Origin of the sequence: Nocardia ninae NBRC 108245, from assembly GCF_007990755.1 — a bacterium.
GTDB classification, from domain to species: domain Bacteria; phylum Actinomycetota; class Actinomycetes; order Mycobacteriales; family Mycobacteriaceae; genus Nocardia; species Nocardia ninae.
The window spans coordinates 25,490-45,823 of record NZ_BJXA01000045.1; the positions used below are offsets into that span (position 1 = coordinate 25,490).

Sequence of the window (20,334 nt, forward strand, 5' to 3'; positions counted from 1 at the left end):
GGTAGAGTGCGCAGCGTGAGCTCGGGGGCTGTATCTGGTCGCGCCACGTGGCGCACGCTGCTGGTCATCGTGACGGCATCGTTGACGGTGTTCGCCGGTTGCACGGCGAACCCGCCACCGCCGATCGAGAGCACCGACAGCCCGAAGACCACGCCCGCCAAACCGGGCAAGACGACGGTGGTCGCCGCGATCGACACCATCGGTATCGGCTTCAATCCGCACCTGCGTTCGGATCAGTCGCCTGCCACGGCGGCGTTGAGCTCGATGGTGCTGCCCAGCCCGTTCCGTCCGGTGCCGAACCCGGTGGCGCCCAACGTCACCGACTGGGTGCCGGACACCTCGCTGATCAGCACGGCCGATGTCACCGCGCAGGAGCCGTTCACCATCACCTACACGCTGCGCAACGAGGCGAACTGGTCCGACGGTGCGCCGATCGCCGCCGAGGACTTCCAGTTCCTGTGGCAGCAGATGATCTCCCAGCCCGGCGTGGTCGACACGGCGGGCTACCGGTTGATCACCGACATCGGCTCCGCGGGCGGCGGCAAGACGGTGACGGTGACGATGCGTGAGCCGTACCCGGCGTGGCGGCAGCTGTTCGCCAATCTGCTGCCGTCGCATCTGATGAAGGATTCGCCCGGCGGATTCCAGGACGGCTGGGTGCAGAGCATCCGGGTATCGGGCGCGCAGTTCGCGATCAAGAACATCGACCGCGGCCGCGAGGAGATCCTGCTCGAGCGCAACGCCCGCTTCTGGGGTACGCCGGCCGCGCCGGACGAGATCCTGTTGCGGCGCGGCGGAACTCCCGCGCAGCTGGCGGAGTCGCTGCGCACCAACGACGCGCAGATGACGCTGGTGCACGGCGGGGTCGCGACGCAGGCGCAACTGGCCGCCATCCCGTCGGTGCGCACCGCGATCATGCCGCAGTCGCGGGTGCTGCAGCTCGCGCTCAACGGCCGGACCGGACCGGTGAGCGATATCCGGGTCCGCCGCGCGGTGCTCGCCCTGCTCGATCCCGCGCTGCTGGCCACGGTCGGCGCGCAGACCGGCGGCTGGGTGGAACCGGCTCGCGCGCAAATACTTTCGCCGTCCGACCCCGGCTACGCGCCGACCGCCCCGCCGCGCCCACCCGCCGAGGAAGCCTTCGCGCTGCTCGCGGACGCGGGCTACGGCCGTGCGCCGGAGCCGCCGCCGGTGAATTCGCCGACCTCGCCTGCGCCGACCCCGCGACCGGTCGCGAAAAACGGTAAGTCGCTGACGATGCGGATCGGTGCGGTGGAGGGCGACCTCACCGCGCTCGCGGTCGCGAACACCGCCGCCGACCAATTGCGCAGTGCCGGAATCGATGCCACGGTGCGCAGCGTGGCCGCCGACCAGCTGTACGGCCGCGAGCTCGTCGAAGGCACGGTCGACGCGATAGTCGGCTGGGAGCGTGCGGGTTCCGATCCGGCCACCGTGCTCGCCTCCCGATATGGTTGCCCGCCACCGGATCCCGCCACGGGCACCGCGGGAACCGCGCAGCAGAGCGCGGATCCGGCGCGGCGCGCGCCCGCCAACTTGTCCGGCGTGTGCGACCCGGCGCTGCAGTTCCCGATCGATGAAGCGTTGCGCGGCATCGAAACCGGCCGCGTTATCGCCGAGGCCGAGCCCAAGCTGTGGGAGCTGGCCACGGTGCTGCCGATCGTGCAGGACAACCTCGTCGCCGCGGCGGGCCCCCGGGTCGACGGTGCGTCGCTCAGCGGCAGCATTCAGGTCGGCATCTTCGGTGACGCCGGACAGTGGCGAAAGATCCAATGACCGGCGGTCTGCTGCTGGTGCACGCGCACCCGGACGACGAATCCATCACCACCGGCGGCACCATTGCGCACTACCGCCGCCGCGGCGTGCCGGTGACCGTGCTGACCTGCACCCTCGGCGAAGAGGGTGAGGTGATCGGGGACGAGTGGGCACAGCTCACCGCCGACCGTGCCGATCAGCTCGGCGGCTATCGCATCCTCGAACTGACCAGGGCATTGCAGGCTTTGGACGCCGCGCCGCCGCGCTTCCTCGGCGGGGCGGGGCACTGGCGGGATTCCGGCATGGCGGGCACCCCGGCGGCGGACAAGCCGCGCGTCTTCGTGAAATCCGGCGACGAAGCGGTGCAGGCGCTGACCGAGGTCATCCTGGAGCTGCGGCCCCAGGTGGTGATCACCTACGACCCGAACGGCGGCTACGGCCACCCCGACCACATTCGCGCCCACCAGATCACCACGGCCGCAATACCCGCCGCGGCCGAACGCGGTTGGGACACGCCGAAGTTCTACTGGACCGTCACCGACACCGACATGCTGCGCCAGCACACGGCCGCGCTGGCCAAGCGCACCGTGGACGGGCTGCCCGGCAGGCTGCCGCCGGGCTGGCGGCTGCCCGCCGAGGGTGAGCTCGCGAGTGTGCCGAGCCGCACCGTGACCACCACCCTCGACGTGTCCGACGCGCTGGCCGCCAAACGCGCCGCGCTGCGTGCGCACGCCACCCAGGTGACGGTGGCGCCGTCCGGCCGCGAATTCGCGCTGTCCAACAATGTTGCTCAGCCGGTACTGCCGGAAGAGTGCTTCGTCCTAGTGCGCGGTCGCCGGGGTCCGGTCGGATCGGATGGCCGTGAACATGATCTGTTAGCCGGGCTTGAATAGCGAACTTCTGTCGATTGTCCGGCTAGCCTTCCGCAGTTCCTGCCATATCACGGCATAATCACCGAATGCCTCCTGAACTGCGAATATTCGTAGCTTGAGGGTTGCTGTCACCCCGAAAACTTTCGCCGGGTACCGTTCCCGTGATCTCGAATTCATCGATGTGGAGGGCGAAGCGGTTCATGACGGCGGTCGGCGACAAGGCGCACCTCAGCATCGAGGACGAGGGGTATCACAAGAGTCTCAAGCCGCGGCAGTTGCAGATGATCGCCATCGGTGGCGCCATCGGCACGGGGCTGTTCCTGGGCGCGGGCGGCAGGCTCGCCAACGCGGGACCCGGCCTGTTCCTCGTCTACGGCGTCTGCGGATTCTTCGCGTTCCTCATCCTGCGCGCGCTCGGTGAACTCGTGCTGCACCGGCCCTCGTCCGGGTCGTTCGTCTCCTACGCGCGCGAGTTCTTCGGCGAGAAGGCCGCGTTCGTGGCCGGCTGGATGTACTTCCTCAACTGGTCGATGACCGGCATCGCCGACACCACCGCCATCGCCCAGTACTTCCACTACTGGTCCGGGTTCAGCAGCGTCCCGCAGTGGCTGCTCGCGCTCATCGCCCTGGTCGTGGTGCTCAGCATCAACCTGATCTCGGTGAAGTGGTTCGGCGAGATGGAGTTCTGGGCCGCGCTGGTCAAGGTGTTCGCGCTGAGCGCGTTCTTGATCGTCGGCACCATCTTCCTCATCGGCCGCTTCACCGTGCAGGGGCATCCGACCGGGCCGAGCGTGATCGCGGAGAGCGGCGGACTGTTCCCGACCGGTGTGCTGCCGCTGGTCGTCGTGGTCTCCGGCGTCGTGTTCGCCTACGCCGCGGTCGAATTGGTCGGCACGGCGGCGGGCGAGACGGAGAACCCGGCCAAGATCATGCCGCGCGCGATCAACTCGGTGATCGCCCGCATCGCCATCTTCTACGTCGGCTCGCTGGTCCTGCTCGGCCTGCTGCTGCCTTACACCGCGTACACGGCCAAGGAAAGCCCGTTCGTCACCTTCTTCACCATGCTCGGCGTGCCCGGCATCGGCAGCGTGATGAACCTGGTGGTACTCACCGCCGCGTTCTCCAGCCTCAATGCCGGGCTGTACTCGACCGGGCGCATCCTGCGGTCCATGTCGATGAACGGCAGCGCGCCGAAGTTCACCGGCGTGATGGGGCGCAACGGCGTTCCCTACGGCGGCATTCTGCTGACCAGCCTGATCGCGCTCGTCGGCATCGCACTCAACGGTGTGGTGCCGGACCGGGCCTTCGAGATCGTGCTGAACATGGCCTCGCTCGGCATCGTCGCCTCCTGGGCCACCATCGTGCTGTGCCAGCTGCAGCTGTGGCGGTGGTGCCAGCAGGGCAAGGCGGAGCGGCCGTCGTTCCGCATGTTCGGCGCGCCCTATACGGGCCTGCTGACGCTGGTGTTCCTGTTCTTCGTGGTGGTGCTGACCGGTTTCGACTATCCGGTGGGCACCTGGACCGTCGCCTCGCTGGCGTTGATCATCCCGATGCTGATCGTCGGCTGGCTGGTCGCGCGCAAGCGGGTGCTGTCCATCGCCGAGGAGCGCGCGGGCTACACCGGCGAGTTCCCGGTGGTCGCCAACATCCCGATGGATGGGGACAAGTGATCATGCGGGTCCCGCCCGCGGCAACGCCGGAATAGACTCGTTCGCATGTACAACTGGTCGGTCCAGGACGCGATCGTCGCGTTCGTGGACAGCATGAAGCCGAACTGGCAGGCGCAACACGACCTGTACCTGAGGGTGCTGTACGGGTTCGTCGATATGCAGAGCCACCTGCTGACCCTCCTCGGCTTCCCACCGGTGCCGTGAGGGCGGCCGTCGACGGTCAGGTGCCCGTGACATACCGGGAACTCCCCACCGCCGCGCTGCCCTGGCTGGCGCCGCTCACCTTGGCGGTGCTGGTGCTCGACGCGGTCATCACGCTCGCGCTGGAGGTGCTGTACCTGCCGTTCTACTTCGGCAGCACCGCGTTCCCGCTGTCGGGTGTGCTGGCCGGTGCGGTGAATGTCGCGCTGGTGCTCGGCGCCCGCGCCGTCTCGCCACGGACCGCCGCGATGTTCTTACCCCTGGCCGCTTGGACTTTCGGGTTCCTGCTCTGCGCGAGCACCGGTCCCGGCGGGGACATCATGCTCGCCAGCGACTGGCGCACCGTGCTGCTGCTGTTCTGCGGTCTGGTGCCGCCGCTGGTGTTCATCTACGTCCGCGTGAATTCGGGGTTGTTCAGCAAGCGTTAGCGACGGCCCAGCTGACCGGGGGTCACCGCATCGATGAGGGCCCAGGCTTCGTCGAGTGGGATATCGACCACGTGATACCGCTTCTTGCCCGCGGCGGCCGCCGCGACCAGGGTGGCGACGCCGGCCCGGCGCTGGAAGAACGTCTGCCGGACGGTCCAGCCGATCACGCCGGGCGCCTCCAGGCAGTCGCGGTCGCGGTCCAGTGAGCCCGAACGCGTGATCAGCCAGGTCGGGCTGGTGGGGGTCGCGGGGAGCACGGTGTGGCCGAGGCCGCGATAGCGGTCCTCCGCCAGCGCGAGCGCGACCGGAACCAGTAGCACGGGCACCAGCCACCACCACGGCGAAAAGTCCGCGCCCGCAATGGAAAAGGCCAGCATGACGAGCGCCGCCACGGCGATCGGCGTCAGCGTGCGGGTATGGCGCCTGCGGCGGGCGACCGGTCCGTGCGCGAGCAGCGGTGCGCGACCGGGGCTCGGGCCTCCGGCAGGCCGGGCGATGGTCTTGTCCTGGGACTCGTTCGGTGCGAGCAGGTGGCTCAGGGTGTGCTCGATGGCGGTGCGTGGCGCCTGGGGGAGGATCTTCTGGCGCGGGTTCTCCCCGACCATGATCGCCTCCAGTTCGGCGGCGCCGGCCAAACGCAGCAGCAGCGGCTCGTTCACCGTCGCGCCGCGGAAGCGAGCCAGATCCAGGGTGATCTGGCGGGTGGTGAACAGGCCGTGCCGCAAATGCAGCGTCCGGCCGTCGTCGGTGACCCGCAGGCCGAAATACGTTGTCAGATAACGGGCGCACGCGGCGAGGCTGACCACCAGCACGATCACCGCGACGAGCGCGATGGTGCCGAGGGCGATGATCACCGCGCCGCCGTTCTCCACCCGCTGCACGGCGTCGGAACGGAACAGCACCTGGCCGACGCCGTACTGGAACGCCAGACCGACGATCGGCGCGACGATCGCGAAACCCGTCAGCGACAGTGGCGCGTACCGAACCCAACTCGGATTCCAATGGGCGATCTCGCGTCGGGACCGTGCCTCCGGGGCTTTCGCCATCGTGACACCGGTTGGGTCAACGGTCGGATCAGGTTGTCCGGTAACGCTTTGCGGCGTTCCGGTGTGCGCGAGTAGGGCGGTACGTAGATCGGGCACCAATCGTGCGTCCAGCGCGTCCAACTTGAACTTCTCGCCCGACTCTGCCTGCTGCCCGGTGCCGATGGCCAGCACCGCGAGCCCGAGCAGACGGTGCAGCAGGTCCGCCTCGATGTCCACCGACCGGATCCGCGACCGCGGCACCGCCAGCTTCTTACGCTGAATCAACCCGGTGCGCAGTTCGACATGGGTCGGCCCGACCCGATAGGTGGTGGTGAACCAGCGGGTGAGCGCGAACCCGACAATCAATATGAGCGGGAAGACACTCCACACATGATTGCCGCTGCTGGTGCCGAGGATTACCGAGCCGATCAGCACCGGAATGAACTTGATCACCTCGGTGACCGGGTGCACCAACAACATTCGCTTGTCCAGCCGCGACCACGGTTGATCCGTCTCCGGCGCGAGCGCCTCCACCGAATTCACGTTGCGTCTCCGCGATGCTGCGCGGCGATCCGGGTCAGCCGGGTCACCGTCTCCTCGGCCACCGGCAGGTCGAGGGCGGAGATCTGCACCGCGCCCGCGGACGAGGCAGTGGTCACCGTGACCGTGGCCAGCCCGAGCAGCCGCTCCAAGGGTCCGCGTTCGGTGTCCACCGTCTGCACCCGCGAGATCGGTGCGACCCGGCTCTCCTGTGACAGCCAGCCGACCCTGGTGTAGACCGCCTCCTCGGTGACCTCCCAGCGATGCACCGCGTACCGCCACCACGGCACCACCGCGATGTTCAGCACGGCGAGCACCAGCGTCACCAGGAACACCACCAGCTGCCACCCCCGGTGTCCGGAGTCGAGGATCGCCCAGACGAGCTGCGCCGCGAACGGAACCACCCAGACCAGCGCGCCCTGCACGGTCCACAGGAGTTTGGCCTTGGGGCTGGGACGCCAGGCCGGATCGGCCATGATCGTGCGCGGCTGCGACATGCTTGCCATGGTTCCATGAACTTCGGCCGCCGGGGCTGCCGATCGTGCGCGGCGCGGCGGACCTGGCAGCCGTACCACACCGGTCGCCGCGGGATCTTCCTGGCCCGGCGATGGAATAGGGCCGCGCTTCGCGCAGTTGTCAACGCTCACACGGTCCCTCGTTCACAGAGGGCGCGTGGTGAGCGCAGCGTCCCGGCCCGGTGAGTCCCGGTCGCTACGCTCAGTCATCAGCATCGGAAGGAGACAGGTCCGGATGGTTAGCGCATGATCGAGGACGTGACTGAGCGCAGCGAAGGCACCATATACACAGCACCGCCGGTCACGGCGGAGCCGAGCGTCAGCGAGGCGCAGCCGTGACTGAACTGCCGAGCCCGACTATTCCTGCTGCACCGCCTTCGCCATCGGCTATGCGGAGGGCGCTGCGGCGAGCCCGCGACGGCGTCACGTTGAACGTGGACGAGGCGGCCGTGCTGCTGCATGCGACCGGCGATGATCTGAAGGATTTGAGTCACAGCGCGGCCAGAGTCCGCGACGCGGGGCTGGAGTCGGCGGGGCGGCCGAAGACGATCAGCTACTCGCGCAATGTCTTCATCCCGCTGACCCGATTGTGTCGCGACAAGTGCCACTACTGCACGTTCGTCACGGTGCCCGGCAAGCTGCGCGCCGAGGGCAAGGGCATGTTCCTGGAGCCCGACGAGGTGCTCGACATCGCCCGACGCGGCGCGGCACTCGGCTGTAAAGAAGCACTCTTCACGCTCGGCGATCGCCCCGAGGACCGCTGGCCCGAGGCCGCGCAGTGGCTCGACGAGCGCGGCTACGACTCCACCCTGGACTACCTGCGCGCCGTCTCGATCATGGTGCTGGAGGAGACCGGCCTGCTGCCGCATTTGAATCCAGGTGTGATGTCGTGGGAGGAGATCTCCCGGCTCAAGCCGGTCGCGCAGTCGATGGGCATGATGCTGGAGACCACCGCAACCAGGCTGTTCACCGAGAAGGGCAACTGCCACTACGGCAGCCCGGACAAGGATCCGGCGGTCCGGCTGCGCGCCATCACCGACGCGGGCAGGCTGTCGGTGCCCTACACCACCGGCCTGCTGGTCGGCATCGGCGAGACGCTGACCGAGCGCGCCGAGTCGATCATGGCGATTCGTAAGCAGCACAAGGCTTTCGGACACATCCAAGAAGTGATCATCCAGAACTTCCGGGCCAAGGACGACACCGCCATGCGCGATGTCCCCGACGCGGGCATCGAGGAGTTCCTGGCCACCATCGCGGTGACCAGGCTGCTGCTGGGCCCGGACGTGCCGGTGCAGGCGCCGCCGAACCTGGTGTCGCACGAGGACTGCCAGGCGCTGATCGACGCGGGCATCGATGACTGGGGTGGCGTGTCGCCGGTGACGGTGGACCACGTGAACCCGGAGCGGCCGTGGCCGAACCTGGACACCCTCCGCGAGATCACCGAGGCGGCCGGTTACCAGCTGGTCGAGCGGACGTCCGCGCATCCGAAGTACGTGCGGGCGGGCAGTCCGTGGATCGATCCGCGGATCGGCGTACACGTCGCCGCGCTGAGCGATCCGGCGACCGGCCTGGCGAACCCGGACGCGATGCCGGTCGGCCTGCCCTGGCAGGAGCCGGACCAGTCCTGGGAATCCGCAGGACGGGTCGACCTGAACACCGCCATCGATACCGAGGGCCGCAACACCGAGAGCCGCAGCGACTCCGCGATCGGCCAGGACGTGGTCGGCGCGTTCGGTGATTGGGACACCATCCGCGAACAGGCCCGCGATCTCGCGATCGTCGCGCCGGAACGGCTCGACTCCGAGGTGCTCGCCGCGCTGCGTGCGGCCGAGAAGGACCCGGCCGGGCTCAGTGACGCCGAGTATCTGGCCTTGGCCACGGCCGACGGCGCGAACCTGGAGGCCGTCGCCGCGCTGGCCGATCAGCTGCGCCGCGACACCGTCGGCGACGACGTCACCTACGTGGTGAACCGGAACATCAACTTCACCAACATCTGCTACACCGGCTGCCGGTTCTGCGCGTTCGCCCAGCGCAAGGGCGACGCCGACGCGTTCACGCTGAGCATGGACGAGGTCGCCGACCGGGCCTGGGAGGCGCACGTCGACGGCGCCACCGAGGTCTGCATGCAGGGCGGCATCGACCCCGACCTGCCGGTCACCGGCTACGCCGACATCGTGCGGGCGGTGAAGCAGCGGGTGCCGTCGATGCACGTGCACGCGTTCAGCCCGATGGAGATCGTCAACGGTGCTTCGCGCGGCGGGCAGAGCATCCGGGACTGGCTGGTCGCGCTGAAGGAGGCCGGCCTGGACACCATCCCTGGCACCGCCGCCGAGATCCTGGACGACGAGGTGCGCTGGGTGCTCACCAAGGGCAAGCTGCCGACCTCCGCCTGGATCGAGGTGATCACCACCGCGCACCAGATCGGCCTGCGCTCCAGCTCGACCATGATGTACGGCCACGTGGACAACCCGAAGCACTGGGTCGGACACCTACGCGTACTGCGCGGAATCCAGGACGAGACAGGCGGTTTCACCGAGTTCGTGCTGCTGCCGTTCGTGCACCAGAGCGCGCCGCTGTACCTGGCGGGCGCCGCACGACCGGGCCCGACCAACCGGGACAACCGGGCCGCGCACGCGCTGTCGCGGATCATGCTGCACGGCCGGATCGACAACATCCAGACCAGCTGGGTGAAGCTCGGCACCACCGGCACCAGGGTGATGCTCACCAGCGGTGCCAACGACGTCGGCGGCACGCTGATGGAGGAGACGATCTCCCGGATGGCGGGCTCGCAGCACGGCTCGGCGAAGACCGTCGCGGAACTGGTGGACATCGCCGCGGGTATCGGACGGCCGGCCCGGGAACGGACCACCACGTATGGCGTTCCGCAGCACAAGTTTTCGGCACTGCCGCTTTCGGTCGGTTAGCCGCGTAGGCTTTCGGTGGCGCTGCACGAGAAGTGGCGTGCGGAACATCTGAAGTTAGGCAAGGCTGACCCGGAGTAGCGTGGGGTGTCCGGATAGGGTTTCGCTGGGCGGACTATCCCCGCAAGGTGAGGACAGACTAGGAGAACGGCAGTGCCGTACATCATCGCTGAACCGTGCGTTGACGTGAAGGACAAGGCATGCATCGAGGAATGCCCCGTGGACTGTATCTACGAGGGTGGTCGCATGCTGTACATCCATCCCGACGAGTGCGTGGACTGTGGTGCATGTGAACCGGTGTGCCCGGTGGAGGCGATCTTCTACGAAGACGACACCCCGGACCAGTGGAGCGGCTACGTGAACGCCAACGTCGACTTCTTCAACGAGCTGGGCTCGCCCGGCGGCGCGACCAAGGTCGGCCAGGTCGACCACGACCCGCCGTTCATCAAGGAACTGCCCCCCATGGCGAGCGAGTAGCTCTGCCGTGTCCGTTCGTGGCCGGGTCAGCAGTCTGCTTCCCGATTTTCCCTGGGACACCATCGCTTCGGTGAAGGCGAAGGCGGCGACCCATCCCGGCGGGATCGTCGACCTGTCGGTCGGCACCCCGGTGGACCCGGTCGACCCGCTCATCCGCGCGGCATTGAGCGCGGCGGCCGCGGTGCCGGGTTATCCGGCCACCCACGGCACGCCGGAGCTGCGCGCGGCCGCGGTCGACGCGCTGAAGCGGCGCTACGGGATCACCGGCCTCGACCCGGCGGCGGTGCTGCCTGCGATCGGCACCAAAGAACTGATCGCCGGACTGCCTCGGCTGCTGGGCCTCGGTGCGGACGACCTGGTCGTCATCCCCGAGGTCGCCTACCCGACCTACGAGGTCGGCGCGCTGCTCGCGGGCACTCAGATCGCGCGCGCCGACGGGCTTACTCAGCTCGGTCCGCGCACGCCTGCCCTGCTGTTCGTGAACTCGCCCTCGAACCCGACCGGGCGCGTGCTGGGGGTCGACCACCTGCGCAAGGTCGTCGAGTTCGCCAGGGAGCGTGACGTGATCGTCGCCTCCGACGAGTGCTACCTCGGCCTCACCTGGGAGGGTCGGGCGGTCTCCATCCTCGATCCCGAGGTGTCCGACGGCGACCACACGAACCTCCTTGCCGTGCATTCGCTTTCGAAGACGTCCAACCTGGCGAGCTACCGGGCCGGTTTCGTCGCGGGCGATCCCGCGCTGATCGCCGAGTTACTCGAGGTGCGCAAGCACGCGGGCATGATGGTGTCGTTCCCCATCCAGGCCGCGATGACCGCCGCGCTCAGCGACGACGCGCACGAGTCGCAGCAGCGTGAGCGATACCGGGCACGGCGGGAAATCCTGCGAAAGGCCTTGCTGGAGGCTGGTTTCCGGATCGATCACTCGGAGGCCGGACTGTACCTCTGGTCGACCCGCGGCGAACCGTGCCGGACCACCCTGGAGTGGCTCGCCGAGCGCGGCATCCTCGCCGCCCCCGGCGACTTCTACGGGCCGACCGGCGCCGAACACGTGCGGATCGCGCTGACCGCCACCGATGAGCGCATCGCCGCCGCCGCCGAACGACTGACCGCAGGCTGACTACCGGCCCCGACGACACGCCAGATTACTGACGGCTGGGCCGAAGCCTCGGCAACGCCGGAGCGCTAGCCTGGGGTATGGACGCTGTCACGGTTGTTCCTACCCCGAGTAACGAGCCGGTGCATTCGTACGCGCCGGGCAGTCCCGAGCGGGAGCTGCTGGTTGCCAAGCTCGCTGAGATCGCCGCGGAATCCGTCGAGGTGCCGCTGGTGATCGGCGGTAAACACCGGCCGGGGATCGGCGAGCGGCACGATATCGTCGCGCCGCATCGGCACAGTCACGTGCTGGGAACCTATACCGATACCACGCATTCGGAAGCGCAAGGCGCGATCGACGCCGCGATGGCCGCGGCCCCGGGCTGGCGCACCCTGCCGTTCGACGAGCGGGCCGCCGTTTTCCTGCGGGCCGCCGATCTGCTGGCGGGGCCGTGGCGGGAAACGCTGGCCGCGGCGACCATGCTCGGGCAGTCGAAGTCGGCGCAGCAGGCCGAGATCGACGCGCCGTGCGAGCTGGTCGACTTCTGGCGGTTCAATGTGGCGTTCGCGCGGCAGCTGATGACGCAGCAGCCGGAGTCGAGCGCCGGGGTGTGGAACCGGCTCGACTATCGGCCGCTGGAGGGTTTCGTCTACGCGATCACGCCGTTCAACTTCACCGCGATCGCCGGAAACCTGCCCACCGCGCCCGCCCTGATGGGCAATACCGTGGTGTGGAAGCCGTCGCCGACGCAGACGCTGTCCGCGTTCTACACGATGCGGTTGCTCGAAGCGGCCGGCCTGCCGCCGGGTGTGATCAATATGGTGACCGGTGACGGCATCGACCTGTCCGAGGTGGCGCTGGCCGATCCGCGGCTCGCCGGGATTCATTTCACCGGGTCCACCAAGACCTTCCAGTATCTGTGGCAGCAGGTCGGCGCGAATATCGGCCGGTACCACGGTTATCCGCGGTTGGTCGGGGAGACCGGCGGCAAGGACTTCATCGTCGCGCACCCGTCGGCCGACCCGGATGCGTTGCGGGCCGCGTTGATTCGTGGCGCCTTCGAGTATCAGGGGCAGAAGTGCTCGGCCGCTTCCCGCGCCTATATCGCGCGTTCGGTCTGGCGCAAGATGGGCGACGACTTCCTGCATCTCACCGACGGACTGACCTATGGCGACGTGGCCGACCTGTCCAATTTCGGTGGCGCACTGATCGATCGACGCGCCTTCGACAAGAACGCGGCCGCCATACGGCGTGCCAGGGACGCGGGAATCACCATCCCCGTCGGTGGCGGCTGCGACGACAGCGAAGGGTATTTCGTCCGGCCGACGGTGCTGCTCGCGGACGACCCGCACGACGAGTCCTTCGGCACCGAGTATTTCGGGCCGATCCTGTCGGTGCACGTCTACGACGACGCCGAACCCGGCTCCTATGCGTCCATTCTGGCCGAGGTCGACACGGCGGCGCCGTACGCGCTGACCGGTGCGATCTTCGCGCAGGATCGGCAGGCGATCGAACAGGCGAGTGCGGCACTGCGATTCGCGGCGGGCAACTTCTACGTCAACGACAAGCCGACCGGTGCGGTGGTCGGGCAGCAGCCGTTCGGCGGCGCCCGCGCCTCCGGCACCGACGACAAAGCGGGCTCTCCGCTGAACCTGTTGCGCTGGGTGGCGCCGCGCACGCTCAAGGAAACCTTCGCTCCGCCGAGCGAATACACCTACCCGCACATGCAGGCGTGATCGACGTGAATCCGCTGCGCCCCCTCATCCTCGCCGCGGCGGAGTCGCCGCGGTTGAAGCGGGCGCTCACCGGCATTCCGGTCACCGCCGATATCGTGCGGCGGTTCGTGGCGGGGGAGACGCGCATCGACCTGATCGGTGTGGCGCGGACACTGTTGAACAGCGGGCGGATGGTGAGTGTGGACTTCCTCGGGGAGAACACCACCGACCGGAATCAGGCCGATGCCACCGTGGCCGAGTATCTTTCGCTGATCAACGATCTGGCCGCGCTGGACCGGCCTGCCCTGCCGGGGATCGCGGTGCCGCCGGTAGAGGTGTCGGTAAAGCTGTCCGCACTGGGCCAGGCCTTGCCGGTGGACGGTCCGGCGATCGCCACGGAGAACCTGCGCATCTTGTGCACCAAGGCCGCGCAGGCCGATGTGTGGGTGACCGTCGACGCCGAAGACCACACCACCACCGCAGCCACGCTGGCTACCGTGCGGGAGCTGCGGGGCGAATTCCCCTGGCTCGGTGCGGTTTTGCAGGCTTACCTGCACCGGACCGAGACGGACTGCCGCGAGTTGGCCGGGCCTGGATCGCGAATCCGGTTGTGCAAGGGTGCCTATCGGGAACCGCCCGAGGTCGCCTTCCAGCGCGCGAGCGAGGTGACCGACTCGTATCTACGCTGCCTCGAGGTGCTCATGCGCGGCGAGGGTTATCCGATGGTCGCCTCGCACGACCCGGTACCGATCGCCGCCGCCGCGGATCTCGCGGCGGAAAGCGGCCGCGGCCCAGATCGTTTCGAGTACCAGATGCTGTACGGCATCCGTGACGCCGAGCAACTGCGGTTGGCCGCCGCGGGCAGCGCGGTGCGGGTCTATGTGCCCTACGGCAGCCAGTGGTACGGCTATCTGACCAGGCGGCTGGCCGAGCGGCCCGCCAACCTCGCGTTCTTCCTGCGCGCTCTCGTCAGCAAGTCCTGAGGGTCCGAAAGTTTCTACACCAGTGGCTTTCCCAGTCGCATCCGCCTGCGCAGATCGAACAGGTAGATATTCAACGGGAACAGCCGCGCCTGCTTCGGCAGCCGGTTGTGTACGAGGGAGATGCCCCGCAGCAACCGATCGAAGCGGGCCTGGTCGCGTTCGGTCCAGGTCATCCGCATCTCGTCGCGCACATGCTGTGGCAGCAGCCCGGCGACAATGAACCGCTGCAGCTTGGCGAAGGTGAATCGGACTGGGCGCGGCATCATTTCGAGGTCGATGAGGCCGTCGAAGTAGTCGCGCAGGGCGGGCTCGATGCGGTGCTGCGCCAGGGTCTGCTCCCACCACGGGAAGAACTCCGCGCGGCTGGCGGGCCACATCTCCGGCCGCATCTGCAGGGTGGTGCCGAGTCGCGCGCTGTACTGGTAGAGCGCCTCGGCGGTCGCCGGGTCAAGCGGTCCGTGCATGCGGGTGTAGAGGTCTTCGATGCCCCAGTAGATCGTGCCCGCTACCCACAACTGAAGTTTCGGGTCGAAGGCGTTGTACTTGACCGGGCTCTGCGGGCCGGAGCGGATGGGACGGTGCGAGCGGTTGACCGCCTCGCGGTAGGCCACACGCTCCTCGTCGGAACCCATCATGGCGACGGCGATGTAGGTCAGTGTGGTGCGCAACCGCTTGACCGGGTGCAGGGTGACCTTGCCGCTGTCCACGGTGCTCTCCAGCACGCCGCGGCCGACCGGGCGCAGGCTCAGCTGCATGATCACGTTGGCGGTGCCGCCGAGGAAGGCCGCGAGGCCGTCCATGTACTGCTCGACGCTGGTCGGCGTGAGGGGCTCGGCGAGCTGCGGAACCGGGTCGTGCGCGGGGGTGCGCAGCGGTGCGGTCATCGTTGACCTCGTCTTTCGGTGGCCGAACGCGCCGTAGGCGGGCGAACGGATGAGAAGGTTCTTAACTCACCTTCTCACTGCCTCGTCGGCTGTGTCAATGATGCGCTGCAATGGTTCTTGTGTCATCGTATCGGCGATCCGGATAGGCTGGCAGACATGGCGAGGCTGAGCAGACTGCTGCCGTTGGTGCGGAGCGCCGGTCCGGAAGACCGCAACCAGGCCCGTGTGCTCGACGCCGCGATGGTGGCGTTTCTGGACTTCGGCATCAAGCGGACGAGCATGGTCGAGGTGGCCCGGCGCTGCGGTCTCTCGCTGGCCACGCTGTATCGGCGCTTCGCCAGCAAATCAGACCTGATCGAGGCGGTCGGCTTGCGGCAGACGCGCGAGTTCGTCGAGGAGGTCGACGCCGCCCTGCAACGGCAGGTCGACCGCGACGCCGACGCGCAGGAACAGATCGTCGAGTTGTTCGCCGCGTTCATCACCGGCCTGCGGAACAACCGGCTCGTGCACCGACTGCTGGCCACCGAACCCGAGCTGGTGCTGCCGTACCTCACCATCAAGGGTGCGCCGGTCCTCGAGCTCGGCCGGGACTACGTGGCCGAGTTCATCGCCCGGCTGCAGCAGGAGGGCAAGTTGCCCGCCTACGACCCGGAGCCGCTGGCGGAGATGATCGCGCGTACCGCGTTGTCGCTGGCGCTGACGCCGCAGACCGTGATTCCGCTGCACGACGACGCGGCGATCCGGCAGTTCGCGCGTGATCACGTGGTGGTGTCGTTCCGGGTGCCCTGAATCCCTTCGGCCGCAGCGTGATCGGTCGAGTCGGCGGAGCTATTCGGCCACGAGCAAGCCGACCGTGGCCATCGGAAACGCGGCCATGAGGTCGAGAGTCTGTTCGGCGGCGGTGCCGTGGGTGTGCGCGACCACCACGAAGCCGGTGCCGTACGAGGCGGAGGCGACGTCGGGCGGGCCGATATCCGACCAGCCCCACTTGGTGCCGCGCACGAACGGCCAGCGGGCGGTACCCCAATCCTGTTCGGTGCCGTCGGCGGCCGTGGCGCCCGCCGCGGCCATCCATTCGAAGATCGGCGATCCCGGGTCGGTGCGCAGTTTCATGATCAGGAAGTCGGCCACGTCCGCAGTGCTCGTCGCGGCCAGGCCCCACTCGCCGAAGGACTGGGTATCGGACAGCTCGTATTCGGCCGCAATCGCCTCGATCGCCTGCGGATACTTGGCCTCGATCGCGCTCGCGGCGCCGTCGTCGGAGTAGCGGATCATCTGCTCGGCGAGTTCGCGATCGTGCTCCGCGCCGTCGCCGTGCCGCAGGGCGTAGTCGGCCAGGTAGAGCTTGACCAGCGACAGCGCCGCGCGGGACTCGTGTTCGTTCGGCGTACTCCAGTCGCTGCCGCCTGCCACGGTGCGGAACGAGAGGGCGGTGCGCGGCGGTACCAGGTCGGGCTCGAACGGTTTCGCACCGGCGGTGGGTGGGTGAAAAGCGAAGCAGAGTGCAATGGCGAGCACCGCGATGGTCCCACGGTTCACGAGTCCTCCTAGCCGCGTCCCCTTTGTGCCGAATGCCCGTCTTTATCGAGATAACACTGCTCGACGCTGAAATAGCGGCAGGACATGCGTGGGTTCGGCGGATTTGTGCCGGAAGGGCTACACCAAGCGCAGGCCGAGCTTGCGGCGGAGGCGGAAGTCGAGCAGGTAGGCGTTGACCGGGAACAATCGGGCCGGGCGGGGGAGCAATGTCTCGGCGGTGCCGATAGTGCGCAGGATGTGGGCGAGGGCGCGGTCGTCGCGCGCGGACCAGGTGAACCCCATCTGGTCGCGGAGATGTTCGGGGAGCAGGCCGGTGACGAAGAAGCGGTGGATCCTCGCGAAAGGCAGCCGCAGCGGTAGCGGCAGCATCTTCAGATCGACCAGATCGTGGAAATAGTCGCGGATCGGCGGATCGATCGTGGTCATGGCCAGATGCCGATCCCAGTAGGCGGCAAAGGCTTTCCGGTCGGCGGGCCACATGTCCGGGCGCACCTGCAAGGTGGTGCCGAGCCGGGCGCTGTGCCGATAGAAGGCGTCGGCGGTCGCCTCATCCATCGGCCCGTGCAGTCGCGTGTAGGTGTCCTGCGCGCCCCAGTACAAGCAGGCGGCTACCCACAGTTGCAGGCCGGGATCGAAGGCGTTGTACCGCACCGGGCTCGACGCGGTCGAATGCACCGGGCGGTGGGAACGGTTGACGGCGTCGCGGTAATCGGCTCGCTCGGCGTCCGTGCCGAGCATGGCGACGGCGAGATAAGTGATGGTCGTGCGCAGTCGCTTGACCGGATGCAGCATGACGTTTCCGCTGTCGACGGTGCTCTCCAGAACGCCGTAACCGACCGGCCGGGTGCTGAGCTGCATGATGACATTCGCGGCGCCACCGAGCAGGCCGGCGACGCCGTCGATGAACTGCGTGATGTCGAGCTCGTCCGGCGGTGCGGCGTCGTGCGTCGGTGCGCGAAGTGGCCTGGTCATCGTTGACCCCTGTCTCATTGAGAAGGCTATGCAGCAACTGTCTCACCGCCTCATCGGCTGTGTCAACCGTCACATCGACCGGTATTTACGGGTGCTCGGCCGAGGTTCCGGGAGCGCGGCGACGTGCGGGAAGTAGTTTGGGCGCATGTCGTTCGGTCCGCCCTTGCTGCTCAGTTCCCTGCACCCGCTCGCCGTCGCCAGCGGTGCGGATATCCCGGATGCCGTCACCATCGACGGGGTGACGCTGTCGCGCAGCGATCTGCTCGGCGCCGCGACTTCGGTGGCCGAACGCGTGGCCAGGGCCGATCGGGTCGCGGTGCTCGCCGAGCCGACGGTGACCACGGTGCTCGCGGTGGTCGGCTGCCTGATCGCCGGCGTGACCGTGGTTCCGGTGCCGCCGGATTCGGGCACCGCGGAGCTCGCGCACATCCTGGCCGACTCCGGGGCGCAAGCCTGGCTCGGAAAGGCCCCTGCGGGTAGCGAACTGCCGGTCGTGCCGGTGCGGGTGCACGCCAGGTCGTGGCACACCTATCCGGAACCCGACGCCGCGACAACCGCTTTCGTGCTCTACACGTCCGGGACGACCGGCTTGCCGAAAGGTGTTGTGCTCAGCCGCGGCGCCATCGCGGCCGGGCTGGACGCGCTCGCCGACGCGTGGGCCTGGACCGCGAACGATGTACTGGTGCACGGGCTTCCGCTGTTCCATGTGCACGGACTGATCCTCGGGGTGCTCGGCCCGCTGCGGGTCGGCAGCCCGCTCGTGCACACCGGCAAGCCGACCCCGCAGGCGTATGCCGCCGCGCCGGGCACGCTGTATTTCGGGGTGCCGACGGTGTGGTCGCGGATCGTCGAAGACCCCGACGCCGCAAAGCAATTGGCTGATGCGCGGCTGCTCGTCTCCGGTAGCGCGCCGCTGCCGGTTCCGGTGTTCGAGCGGTTGCGCGAACTCACCGGACACGCGCCGATCGAGCGGTACGGCATGAGTGAAACCATGATCACGCTGTCCACCCGCGCCGATGGTGAGCGCCGTCCCGGTTGGGTCGGTACGCCGGTGCAGGGTGTGCGGACCCGGCTACGCGACGAGTCCGGCGCCGACGTCGCGCACGACGGCGAAAGTATCGGTGGGCTCCAGGTTTCCGGCCCGATGCTCTTCGACGGATACCTCAACCGGCCCGACGCCACCGCCGAAAGCTGGACCGAGGACGGGTGGTTCAAGACCGGCGATGTTGCCGCCATTGATCCGGATGGCTTCCATCGCATCGTCGGCCGGGAATCGGTGGACCTCATCAAATCCGGTGGCTACCGCATCGGCGCGGGCGAAGTGGAGACCGTGCTGCTCGGCCATCCCGAGGTCGCCGAGGTCGCCGTCGTCGGCCTCCCCGACCCCGACCTCGGCCAGCGCATCGTCGCCTTCGTCGTATTACGCGGCACCGCACCCGATTCGATCGAGCAAGACCTGATCACCCATGTCGCGGAACAACTCTCGGTCCACAAGCGCCCCCGCGAGATCCGTGTTGTCGACTCGCTGCCCCGCAACGCCATGGGCAAAGTGCAGAAGAAGCGGCTCACCTGACTTGCACCTGCCGCGCACGAAACTCGTAGCGATTCGTGTGCGGCACCTCGAACGCGCGCGTCGAGAGGAGATGATTGCGGCAGGTCAGGATGCGCGGCGCTGCTGTCGGTCCGTACGCGTTGGCGGGTGACACAGCACCACGGAGAATCGCGAGAGCGATTCTCCGTGGTGCCGAGGAGCGATCAGTCGTTCGCGTGCAGGGCGGCGTTGAGTTCGATGCCGGTTCCCTTGCGGGGCACCACCTCTACCGCGCCGGTGACGGAGTTGCGACGGAACAGCAGGTTGTGCTGGCCGCTGAATTCGGCGGCCTTCACGAGGGTGCCGTCCGGGGTGCTGACCTTGGTGCCTGCGGTCAGGTAGAGGCCTGCTTCCACCACGCAGTCGTCGCCGAGCGGGATGCCGAGACCGGAGTTGGCACCGAGCAGGGAGCGCTCGCCGATGGAGATGACGGTGGTGCCGCCGCCGGAGAGGGTGCCCATGGTGGAGGAGCCGCCGCCGATGTCGGAGCCGTCGCCGACCACGACGCCCGCCGAGATCCGCCCCTCGACCATCGAGTTGCCGAGGGTGCCTGCGTTGAAGTTCACGAAGCCCTCGTGCATGACCGTGGTGCCGGACGCCAGGTGCGCGCCGAGGCGGACCCGGTCGGCGTCGCCGATGCGCACGCCGGAGGGCAGGACATAGTCGACCATGCGCGGGAACTTGTCGACGCTGTACACGGTCACCGGACCGCGGGCGCGCAGCTTGGCACGGGTGATCTCGAAACCTTCCACCGCCGCCGGGCCGTGATTGGTCCACACCACATTGCTCAGCAGTCCGAACTGGCCGTCCAGGTTCACCCCGTGCGGCCGGACCAGCCGGTGCGAGAGCAGGTGCAGCCGCAGGTAGACGTCGTGCGCGTCGACCGGTGCGGCGGACAGGTCGGCGATCGTCGTGCGCACCGCGACCACATCGACGCCGCGCGCCTCGTCGAACCCGAGCAGCGCCGCGTACTCCGCGGGCGCGTCGTCCAGCCGCTTGGTCCCCGTCTCGGCGAACTCGCCGAGTTCCGGACTCGGGTACCAGGTGTCCAGGACGGTCCCGTCCGCGGTCACATTGGCAATACCGACTGCAGCTGCTCCCTGAGTACTCACGTCCACAGAGGTTACCGACCCAT

At 68.2% G+C, this 20,334-nt stretch carries 18 protein-coding genes; 12 read left to right on the top strand and 6 right to left on the bottom strand.

Going from position 1 to position 20,334, the window contains the following annotated elements:
* Nucleotides 1-6 precede the first annotated feature (6 nt).
* From NN4_RS27455 to NN4_RS27470, 5 genes are all read left to right on the top strand, one after another.
* On the top strand, nt 7-1,794 hold the full coding sequence (locus NN4_RS27455; protein ID WP_246181114.1) for an ABC transporter family substrate-binding protein: 1,788 nt from the start codon (nt 7-9) through the stop codon (nt 1,792-1,794).
* Complete coding sequence (gene mshB / locus NN4_RS27460) at nt 1,791-2,666, top strand: N-acetyl-1-D-myo-inositol-2-amino-2-deoxy-alpha-D-glucopyranoside deacetylase (RefSeq protein ID WP_147137462.1); 876 nt, start codon at nt 1,791-1,793, stop codon at nt 2,664-2,666. The genes NN4_RS27455 and mshB overlap by 4 nt, the downstream gene beginning before the upstream one ends.
* A 179-nt stretch (nt 2,667-2,845) precedes the next feature.
* Nucleotides 2,846-4,315: an amino acid permease gene (locus tag NN4_RS27465; protein WP_147137464.1), complete on the top strand. Its 1,470-nt coding sequence runs from the start codon at nt 2,846-2,848 to the stop codon at nt 4,313-4,315.
* A gap of 45 nt (nt 4,316-4,360) precedes the next feature.
* Nucleotides 4,361-4,519 (top strand): hypothetical protein, encoded by a 159-nt coding sequence (locus tag NN4_RS45215; RefSeq protein WP_167768841.1) that lies wholly within the window; start codon nt 4,361-4,363, stop codon nt 4,517-4,519.
* A complete protein-coding gene (locus tag NN4_RS27470; protein ID WP_147137365.1) occupies nt 4,516-4,944 on the top strand; it encodes a hypothetical protein in 429 nt (142 codons plus the stop codon). Before NN4_RS45215 ends, NN4_RS27470 begins: the two co-directional genes overlap by 4 nt.
* On the opposite strand, the gene NN4_RS27475 is transcribed toward NN4_RS27470, so the two are convergent.
* Nucleotides 4,941-6,449 carry a PH domain-containing protein gene (locus NN4_RS27475; protein ID WP_147137466.1) on the bottom strand — a complete coding sequence of 503 codons (1,509 nt, stop codon included), beginning with the start codon at nt 6,447-6,449 and terminating at the stop codon, nt 4,941-4,943. The two genes, NN4_RS27470 and NN4_RS27475, sit on opposite strands and share 4 nt — an antisense overlap.
* Nucleotides 6,450-6,508: 59 nt before the next feature.
* Nucleotides 6,509-7,006, bottom strand: coding sequence for a PH domain-containing protein (locus NN4_RS27480; protein WP_147137368.1), 498 nt, complete (start codon nt 7,004-7,006; stop codon nt 6,509-6,511).
* A gap of 353 nt (nt 7,007-7,359) precedes the next feature.
* On the opposite strand from NN4_RS27480, the gene NN4_RS27485 reads away from it, so the two are divergent.
* The 5 genes from NN4_RS27485 to NN4_RS27505 all read left to right on the top strand — a co-directional run bounded on the left by NN4_RS27485 (nt 7,360) and on the right by NN4_RS27505 (nt 14,213).
* On the top strand, nt 7,360-9,948 hold the full coding sequence (locus tag NN4_RS27485; protein ID WP_147137371.1) for a bifunctional FO biosynthesis protein CofGH: 2,589 nt from the start codon (nt 7,360-7,362) through the stop codon (nt 9,946-9,948).
* A gap of 150 nt (nt 9,949-10,098) precedes the next feature.
* Complete coding sequence (gene fdxA, locus NN4_RS27490) at nt 10,099-10,422, top strand: ferredoxin (protein ID WP_107659126.1); 324 nt, start codon at nt 10,099-10,101, stop codon at nt 10,420-10,422.
* Between the two features lie 7 nt (nt 10,423-10,429).
* Complete coding sequence (dapC, locus tag NN4_RS27495; RefSeq protein WP_147137374.1) at nt 10,430-11,539, top strand: succinyldiaminopimelate transaminase; 1,110 nt, start codon at nt 10,430-10,432, stop codon at nt 11,537-11,539.
* Between the two features lie 77 nt (nt 11,540-11,616).
* Nucleotides 11,617-13,251, top strand: a complete 1,635-nt coding sequence (pruA, locus tag NN4_RS27500) for an L-glutamate gamma-semialdehyde dehydrogenase (RefSeq protein WP_147137377.1) — start codon at nt 11,617-11,619, stop codon at nt 13,249-13,251.
* Between the two features lie 5 nt (nt 13,252-13,256).
* Nucleotides 13,257-14,213 (top strand): proline dehydrogenase family protein, encoded by a 957-nt coding sequence (locus NN4_RS27505; protein WP_147137469.1) that lies wholly within the window; start codon nt 13,257-13,259, stop codon nt 14,211-14,213.
* Nucleotides 14,214-14,227: 14 nt separating this feature from the next.
* On the opposite strand, the gene NN4_RS27510 is transcribed toward NN4_RS27505, so the two are convergent.
* On the bottom strand, nt 14,228-15,097 hold the full coding sequence (locus tag NN4_RS27510; protein WP_147137379.1) for an oxygenase MpaB family protein: 870 nt from the start codon (nt 15,095-15,097) through the stop codon (nt 14,228-14,230).
* A gap of 156 nt (nt 15,098-15,253) precedes the next feature.
* Between NN4_RS27510 and NN4_RS27515 the strand changes: the two genes are divergently transcribed.
* The gene (locus NN4_RS27515) at nt 15,254-15,886 is read left to right on the top strand and encodes a TetR/AcrR family transcriptional regulator (RefSeq protein ID WP_147137382.1); all 633 of its coding nucleotides are present in this window, start codon (nt 15,254-15,256) and stop codon (nt 15,884-15,886) included.
* Between the two features lie 39 nt (nt 15,887-15,925).
* Here NN4_RS27515 and NN4_RS27520 read toward each other — a convergent pair whose 3' ends face one another.
* Both NN4_RS27520 and NN4_RS27525 read right to left on the bottom strand, forming a co-directional pair.
* Nucleotides 15,926-16,636: a hypothetical protein gene (locus NN4_RS27520; RefSeq protein ID WP_147137384.1), complete on the bottom strand. Its 711-nt coding sequence runs from the start codon at nt 16,634-16,636 to the stop codon at nt 15,926-15,928.
* A 117-nt stretch (nt 16,637-16,753) separates the two neighbouring features.
* A complete protein-coding gene (locus NN4_RS27525; protein ID WP_147137387.1) occupies nt 16,754-17,608 on the bottom strand; it encodes an oxygenase MpaB family protein in 855 nt (284 codons plus the stop codon).
* A gap of 145 nt (nt 17,609-17,753) precedes the next feature.
* On the opposite strand from NN4_RS27525, the gene NN4_RS27530 reads away from it, so the two are divergent.
* A complete protein-coding gene (locus NN4_RS27530; RefSeq protein ID WP_186818663.1) occupies nt 17,754-19,181 on the top strand; it encodes an acyl-CoA synthetase in 1,428 nt (475 codons plus the stop codon).
* Nucleotides 19,182-19,363: 182 nt separating this feature from the next.
* On the opposite strand, the gene dapD is transcribed toward NN4_RS27530, so the two are convergent.
* Nucleotides 19,364-20,311 carry a 2,3,4,5-tetrahydropyridine-2,6-dicarboxylate N-succinyltransferase gene (gene dapD / locus NN4_RS27535; protein ID WP_147137390.1) on the bottom strand — a complete coding sequence of 316 codons (948 nt, stop codon included), beginning with the start codon at nt 20,309-20,311 and terminating at the stop codon, nt 19,364-19,366.
* Nucleotides 20,312-20,334: the final 23 nt, after the last annotated feature.